The organism is Clostridium subterminale (genome assembly GCF_039521425.1).
Classification (GTDB): Bacteria; Bacillota; Clostridia; order Clostridiales; family Clostridiaceae; genus Clostridium_J; species Clostridium_J subterminale.
Map to the genome: position 1 here is coordinate 292,849 of NZ_BAAACI010000008.1, position 7,123 is coordinate 299,971.

Here is a 7,123-nt window from a genome sequence, read left to right on the forward strand (position 1 = left end):
AGCTATCTTAGATAAATACTCTGAGATAGCTTTTAATATTTTATACATGATACTTTTTTCTTTTAAATCTTAGTACTACTATTATTGCTGCAATTATTCCTACAAGACATATGCCATAAACTATTAAATTAGATTTAATATTGGTGTTATTGGACGTACTTCCACTCAAATTATTTTTTTGATTTTCTCCATTAATATCACCTTGATTATTTTCAGACATAAAATTATTCTTATCATTTCCTTTTTGAGGACTGTTCATCAATTTATCTATCATAGCTTCATCAATGCCTAGTTCTTCAAGTTGTTCTATTTCCTCTTCTGTTAATAAATCGCTTGTAGAACTTTCAATTATCTCCATAGCCTTTTGCATATTTTCAAAATTAAAGTCTTGTGGCATAGCACCTTTATAACCTTGAAATTCTTGAGGATTATTCTGCATATTGTTAGGTCCTTCTCCAGTACCCATCCTCTTTTGTGTACTATTCTTCTGTTGCATATCTTGAGGAATATCATTTCCCTCTCTCTTACCTCCACCACCTTGACTTCCAAGGGCAGATAAATTTAAATTAGTAGATATATTTCCAGTAGATGTAGAGGACTGTGTTCCATAAAGTTGAGCAGATATACTCTTTGCTCTATCTACTCCATAAGTAATTAACTCAGGAATAGAAGCTACATATTCATCGTAGGTATAAAAGGCTGTAGCATCACTTTTTACATATTCACCAATTAAATCATCTATCTTATTAATTGTTTCAGTAAATACTCCGCTATTTATATAATCCTGAACTATTTCATTAAGGTACTCATGATATTTTTCTTTATACTCTTCTACTTCTAGAAGTTTTCCTATTAGTGGACTACTTTCTAAACTGTCTCCTACAGGATTATCAATGGGAAAATTTATGACACTACTAGCACTTCCTCCTTGAAATGCTCCAAAGGCTAAATTGTAATCCCAAGGAAGTATTGAACATACTCCATCTTGTTCATATAGATAATAATTATGCTTCATATTGGATGCATAACTATCTAAATTTACAATGAAAGTATTTACTGCAAAATATCTTAATACTTCATCTACATCTAAATATTTTTCTATATTATCAATATCTTCATTAAGACTTTTTATCATGGCTATGATTTTATCATAATCTTCTTCATTTGTATAATCAAAAATGGCATTTTTAAATATAGTAGAATAATTAGATTGCTCATCTCCAGAGTATACTAGATCTGCTCCACCGGCATTTTTCCCCATGGGTCCATTCATTTCTTTACCTTGTACCATAGGCATATTGTTATTTTCCATATTTCCTCGTTCACCTTGTTCTGATGAACTATTCATTTCTGGATTTGATGGTGGGGTCATTAAATTTTCTTCATTAGTTAAATCAGGATTTTCATTAGATGTATTCGTTGTAGCCTTTGTTATAGCATCATTGTTAATTTCCATGCTACCCTTAGCTTCACCCATTCCTCCTACCATATTAGTAGTTTCAGGTTTATATAAATTTCCATTTGTTGTTCCATAGTATCTTTCAATATAACTCTCTTCCATAACTTCAAGAGCTAAGTATAGACCCCAAGGTTCTCCATTTAAGGTTATGCTAGCATACTGAAATTCCGGAGTGGAAATTCCCATTTTGTTTAATAAATCATAGGAAAGATATTCTTTCATATAAGTTGTATCCTGCATCATATTATTCAATGCTAATTTCTCAAGTCCCTTAAGAGTTTGTCCATCAATATATTCATCAAATTTAACTTTAAAACTATATCTATCTGTAGTATCATCATTAGCAATTTGTGATAATGTTGTATTTCCCTTAGCTCGAAGCCCAACATTATAGTAAGTTTCTCCGTTAATGGTTATATTTGCACTATAATATTCTTCGTTCATAGCATTATCTGCTAGTTCATTCCATTGTTCCTCATCAATATCTATATTAATTTCCATAATATCATCTTTGTTAAAAAGATTTGTTATATATTCTGGTTGAGTTATTTCACTTGTATCATTTACTTTAACTTTAGACATATCTACCGTTGTCATTACTCCAGCTAAAGCTATGCTTAATGTCATGATGATTGCTATAAAAATATTTATATGCTTATTTGAAATCACTTCATACACCACCTAAATACTAAGACATGTATTCTCCGTTGTAACTTACTAACACTGCATTATTTACTCCTGATATACGGCTAATTTCGTTTACAAATTGAGTAGACATTTCTCTTAATCTTATTTCTACTGTTAATTCAATATTGCTCCCTGCAGAAACAGTTTTAGATTTCACCACATATTTTTTAACAGATTTATTTATATATTGTATGGCATTATTTTCACTGTTATCCCCTTGGCAACTTATAACTAAAATATAAGGATTATCAGTACTTTTCTTATTTGCAAATACCATAATCATAATTCCTATAAACACTGAACCAAATACCGCAAGTGGTATTAATCCTGCTCCTACAACAATTCCTACACTTATTGACCAAAATAAAAATGCAATATCCATAGGCTCTTTAACTGCTGTACGAAACCTTACAATTGATAAAGCACCAACCATACCAAGTGAAAGTACTACATTAGAAGTTATTGCAAGAATAATTAATGTTGTAACTAAACTCATTGCAATAAGTGAAACACCAAAACTTTCTGAGTACATTACTCCCTTGAAAGTTTTTTTATATACTAAAAATATGAAAAGTCCAATAGCAAGGGCTAATCCTAGTGCTATAGCTACATCTACAATTGAAAAACTAGATGCCTTTTCTAAAAAACTTGATTTTAAAATATCGTTAAAACTTAATGCTTTATCCATTTTTATTTCCTCCAAATAACTTAATTTTATTCGTAAATTCGGCAAGCCGCATATTTTGAAAATGCAGAGCTCTCTCTATCCTTTGTTTGAATTATATCTCTAATAATTTCAGGAAAAAATTCATCAAACTTAACCTCTAAAACTATAGGACTCCTTCCTGGCATTCCTACTGTAGTAAGCTTATCATTAAAGAAATTTTGTGAATATAACCCACTTCTAATGTTACTATCAAAGGTAATTCTCACATTTCCAGGTTTGAATACATATGCTTCCCTTGTATATTCAACTATAGTCTTAGGTCGTAATAAATCGTATTTCATCTTTGAGTATAACTCTATTAAAATAGGATCCTTGTATTTAAATATATCTTCAATATTATTTTTAATTATATCTTCACATTTATTCATAGATATATTAGTTGCAATCTTACTGCATAATCCATTAACTTTACTTTTTTTCTCTAATTTTATAAAGGAATGGTTATCATTATAAAATCTTAATCTAAATTTTTCTCGATTATTTACTCCATTAACTTTTTCTATTAATGCCTTGTTGTTGATATTGTCAAAATATAGACTCCTTACAGTATAAGTACCCTTATCTCCTGCATTCTCATCTTGCTGTGCAATGTTTTTTAATCTACTTTTAATTACCAAATAGTCTGAAATATTTATTAAATGCTTTATCTCGTGTCTAAATTTAACTTGTTTCATATTAATCACCTCCTCATGTCATCTAGTACAATCTTATAATAAATTACTTATCTTAAATTTATCTTAAATTTATATAAATGGTTATTTGCAAAAAAAGAAGAAGAGATTAAATTAATCTCTTCTTCTTTATATTTTAAAGCTTTCTCATAAACAGAGTTCTTAGCTTCTTCGAAGCTTAGAAATCGTTATCCAGGGACGTACCCGCTCTTTACTCTCACTTTAAAGAAGATGGGAGCATTAGAGCTTGTAGTTATCGGATAAAATCTTTTGTTAATTCAAGATTATAATAGATTCATTAATAAATATCTTAAACATATTATTAATAAACCATAATATATCCTTTATCTTGTTTTCTTAAAATCTTTTAGCTTCTGTTCTATACCCGGCAATAACTACTTTTCCCACATTTTAATTAATGCAGTATATATAGCCTATTAGAACTTAACTTACGTGTTCGGAATGGATACGGGTGTAGCCTCTAATAGTATACTCACCAGATTTATATTATTATTATTTACTATTGTTATAGATAATAATCATTAAATCCTAAAGTTTCTTTTAGATACTTATTTTAGTATAAATTTTTATTTATACTATTTACAAAATTATGTACATCTTTACTTATGATGAATTTCATTAAGTAAGATTTTTCTTTTCCCGCTATAAAGATTTTATGCCCAAGTTTTTCTTCTATAGCCTCTACGTATTCAATATCTTTATATTCTATCACATCATCATAAACTAAAAAAAATCTCTTACCACAAAATCTAATTTTTTCACTAGTGGTTGCCAATACTCCTGTCATTGTGTTTTGTCTTCCATTTACAGTAGTTTCAAAAGCACCTTCCACATAACAGAGTATAACTTCATCTTTATTTAATCTCTCTTCGATTAGTTTTAACAATTTTTCTTCTCTAGTCATATCACTACTCCTCCTAAAAAAATAATCATCACTATATATATTAATATACAGAGATGATTATTTCTATATTATATACTTATTTATTACAGTACCTTATCCATATATATGGTATATATTAGTATCCAAACCACTATTAATATCTATTAGAAGAAGAATCCTCCAAACGGACAACAGAAGAAGAATAATAATATAATTATCCACCAATCATCTCCATCTGAACATCTGTTATGGCATGGTTGACAACATGGTTGACAACATGGTTGACAACATGGTCTATGATGACATGGTCTTTCATGACATGGTCTTTCATGACATGGTCTATGATGTGATGGCTTACAATCGTGTCTCCATTTTCCACTGTTATCTCCATATGATTCTTGTCCAAAATCTCTTCCATCTTGTTGGCCATATCCTAAATCTTGAGCAAATATTTCTGCTGAATAGTCTTGTTCATTATTTTCATCATAATAAAAGAATTCATTATTATTTAACATATTATATTACTCCCCACTTTTTAATCAATTTTATAATAGTTTCCAACACTTAAACATCTTGTAGTAATCTTTAGTACTATAAAATATTTTTAGTTTAAAGCTAGTATATTTAAGTTTATCTACATTAAGAATTAGCTTTAATAGCTGTTCCTAATAATATAATATGTACCGATACTAATTTTGTGATGTATATTTATATAAAATATTAAAAATAATAAGTTATTACTATGATAAATTATTTTAGTAGATATAAGTATATAATATATTATTAAAAGCTCTATAAATTTATATTATACTTATCAGAATTAAATATTGGCAAATTTAAATTAAGTCTTATTGAGATAGCTCTGCATAATAATATTATTGTGAAACATACCCAAAAAGTTATATCATAATTTACTCCATAAAAGTTAAATAAGTAAAATACTAACGCTCCTAGTATTGATGCCACAGCATAAATTTCTTTTTTAAAGATCATTGGAGTATCCTGAACAAATGTATCTCTTAGAATTCCACCTCCAACACCTGTAATTAATCCCATACAAACTACTAAAAATATATTGCTATCAGATTGCTTAAAAGCTAAATTAGCACCTGATATTGTAAATGTAGCAAGTCCAATTGAATCTAAAATCAATATTACTTTTTTTAATATAGCTATTTGCTTTCTTTTATTAGCTATTTTAAGAATTTGTTCCTCACTCATATATTTATTCCTCTGGGATTCAGAAATAATTTCTTTTCTCTTAGATTTAGTGTACATAGTAGACAGTTTTGGATATCCGTAAAAAGCCATTATAGATACTACCATACTTATAATGAAATAAGTAGGATTTATAAAAGCCGCTGGCGGAGTTTGTCCTAACGTTACATCTCTAAATATCCCACCACCTATCGCTGTAATAATTCCTAAAAATATAACTCCAAATAAATCTAATTTTTTTTGCATTCCTACTAAAGCTCCAGAAATAGCAAATGCTACTGTTCCTACAACTTCAAAGATAATTAATAACATAACTCTATTCTCCTTTCCATTTCTTATGTAATATATTCCTGCTTAATATTTTGCAACATAAAAGGAGTAAAAAACATAATTAATAAATGCTTTTTACTCCCTGTCCTTTTATCTGAAAGATTCCCTATAAAGGTTGCTTCGTTGATGCTCTTTAATTATTAAATATAATATGCAACATATTATATTAATATAAAAAGTCTCTCCAGGGTTATGTCCTGCTATTGTATTCAACCTGAAAGTTTCAAGTTAATTAAAAGCTTACAATTAACTCTTTCTTCTACGGTTACTTATTCTTTCAATGGATTAAGTATCTTCAATAGCATTCATCCATACAATATTAAGTTTAATTTTCTTCCCTACTTAATTTATATCAATTTTATATATAAATCAAGATATTTTATAATATTAAATACCATTTCAATCATCTATACGATTTCAAAATTTTAAAAACAATGTATTGTTGTATTAAGGTGTATTTAAAGTATTTATTCTAGAGCTTCTTAAAAAATTACATAAAAAAACACCTTATAAAATAAGGTGTTGGTGGCTCACCGGGGGATCGAACCCCGGACACCATGATTAAAAGTCATGTGCTCTACCGACTGAGCTAGTGAACCAAGCTACCTGGCAATAACCTACCCTCCCACACAGCTTCCCGTGCAGTACTATCGGCTCTTTGAAGCTTAACCTTCGTGTTCGGCATGGATACGGGTGTTACCTTCAAGATATACTTACCAGATAAGTACATAGATAGTATAATTATCCTTGTACTTTCACAAACTAAAAAAGTTTGTCTTTAATGAAGATTTTTTTAATTCCTCATTAGCATTGCGATAATACTACTAACTTAATTGTTGATATACGGATATTGCTCATATAGAAAAAGTCTGCAATATCATCGCCCAGTTAAGAAAACAGTAATGTTCCCTCAAAATTACACAGTGATTTAAATGTATATAAGCTTCGAATTTCTTCGTTAATTTCCTTCGTTGTGGTACTCATTTATATTTAATAAACTCTGCTCCTCACTCAGTCATTTCCTTGAACTTCTTGCTTCTATCCATTTAAAGATATTTCGTCATTATTTAGATCAAGCCCTCGACTTATTAGTATGAGTCAGCTGAACATGTTACCATGCTTACACC

General features: G+C 28.9%; 6 protein-coding genes, 1 tRNA gene, 2 rRNA genes and 1 riboswitch. All 9 genes read right to left on the minus strand.

All coding sequences use genetic code 11. The features are described 5' to 3' along the window. Positions 1-40: 40 nt before the first annotated feature. Complete coding sequence (locus tag ABDZ93_RS17995; protein WP_343827895.1) at positions 41-2,128, minus strand: CotH kinase family protein; 2,088 nt, start codon at positions 2,126-2,128, stop codon at positions 41-43. A 19-nt stretch (positions 2,129-2,147) separates the two neighbouring features. Further along, a complete protein-coding gene (locus tag ABDZ93_RS18000) occupies positions 2,148-2,834 on the minus strand; it encodes a DUF4956 domain-containing protein (protein ID WP_343827896.1) in 687 nt (228 codons plus the stop codon). 26 nt (positions 2,835-2,860) lie between these two features. Further along, positions 2,861-3,547: a polyphosphate polymerase domain-containing protein gene (locus ABDZ93_RS18005; protein WP_343827897.1), complete on the minus strand. Its 687-nt coding sequence runs from the start codon at positions 3,545-3,547 to the stop codon at positions 2,861-2,863. A 380-nt stretch (positions 3,548-3,927) separates the two neighbouring features. After that, positions 3,928-4,045, minus strand: a 5S ribosomal RNA gene (gene rrf, locus ABDZ93_RS18010). A 73-nt stretch (positions 4,046-4,118) separates the two neighbouring features. Further along, complete coding sequence (locus ABDZ93_RS18015) at positions 4,119-4,469, minus strand: PH domain-containing protein (RefSeq protein WP_343827898.1); 351 nt, start codon at positions 4,467-4,469, stop codon at positions 4,119-4,121. 143 nt (positions 4,470-4,612) lie between these two features. Continuing rightward, on the minus strand, positions 4,613-4,963 hold the full coding sequence (locus ABDZ93_RS18020) for a hypothetical protein (protein ID WP_343827899.1): 351 nt from the start codon (positions 4,961-4,963) through the stop codon (positions 4,613-4,615). Positions 4,964-5,240: 277 nt separating this feature from the next. Then, positions 5,241-5,978 (minus strand): trimeric intracellular cation channel family protein, encoded by a 738-nt coding sequence (locus ABDZ93_RS18025; protein WP_343827900.1) that lies wholly within the window; start codon positions 5,976-5,978, stop codon positions 5,241-5,243. 90 nt (positions 5,979-6,068) lie between these two features. Next, positions 6,069-6,194, minus strand: a riboswitch (glycine riboswitch). Between the two features lie 325 nt (positions 6,195-6,519). Further along, a tRNA-Lys gene (locus ABDZ93_RS18030) sits at positions 6,520-6,595 on the minus strand. Positions 6,596-6,600: 5 nt separating this feature from the next. Beyond that, positions 6,601-6,717, minus strand: a 5S ribosomal RNA gene (gene rrf, locus ABDZ93_RS18035). Positions 6,718-7,123: the final 406 nt, after the last annotated feature.

Coding starts and splice junctions, on each gene's coding strand:
- ABDZ93_RS18000 (WP_343827896.1), bottom strand. CDS start 2,834: ATGGATAAAGCATTAAGTTTTAACGATATTTTAAAATCAAGTTTTTTA.
- ABDZ93_RS18005 (WP_343827897.1), bottom strand. CDS start 3,547: ATGAAACAAGTTAAATTTAGACACGAGATAAAGCATTTAATAAATATT.
- ABDZ93_RS18015 (WP_343827898.1), bottom strand. CDS start 4,469: ATGACTAGAGAAGAAAAATTGTTAAAACTAATCGAAGAGAGATTAAAT.
- ABDZ93_RS18020 (WP_343827899.1), bottom strand. CDS start 4,963: ATGTTAAATAATAATGAATTCTTTTATTATGATGAAAATAATGAACAA.
- ABDZ93_RS18025 (WP_343827900.1), bottom strand. CDS start 5,978: ATGTTATTAATTATCTTTGAAGTTGTAGGAACAGTAGCATTTGCTATT.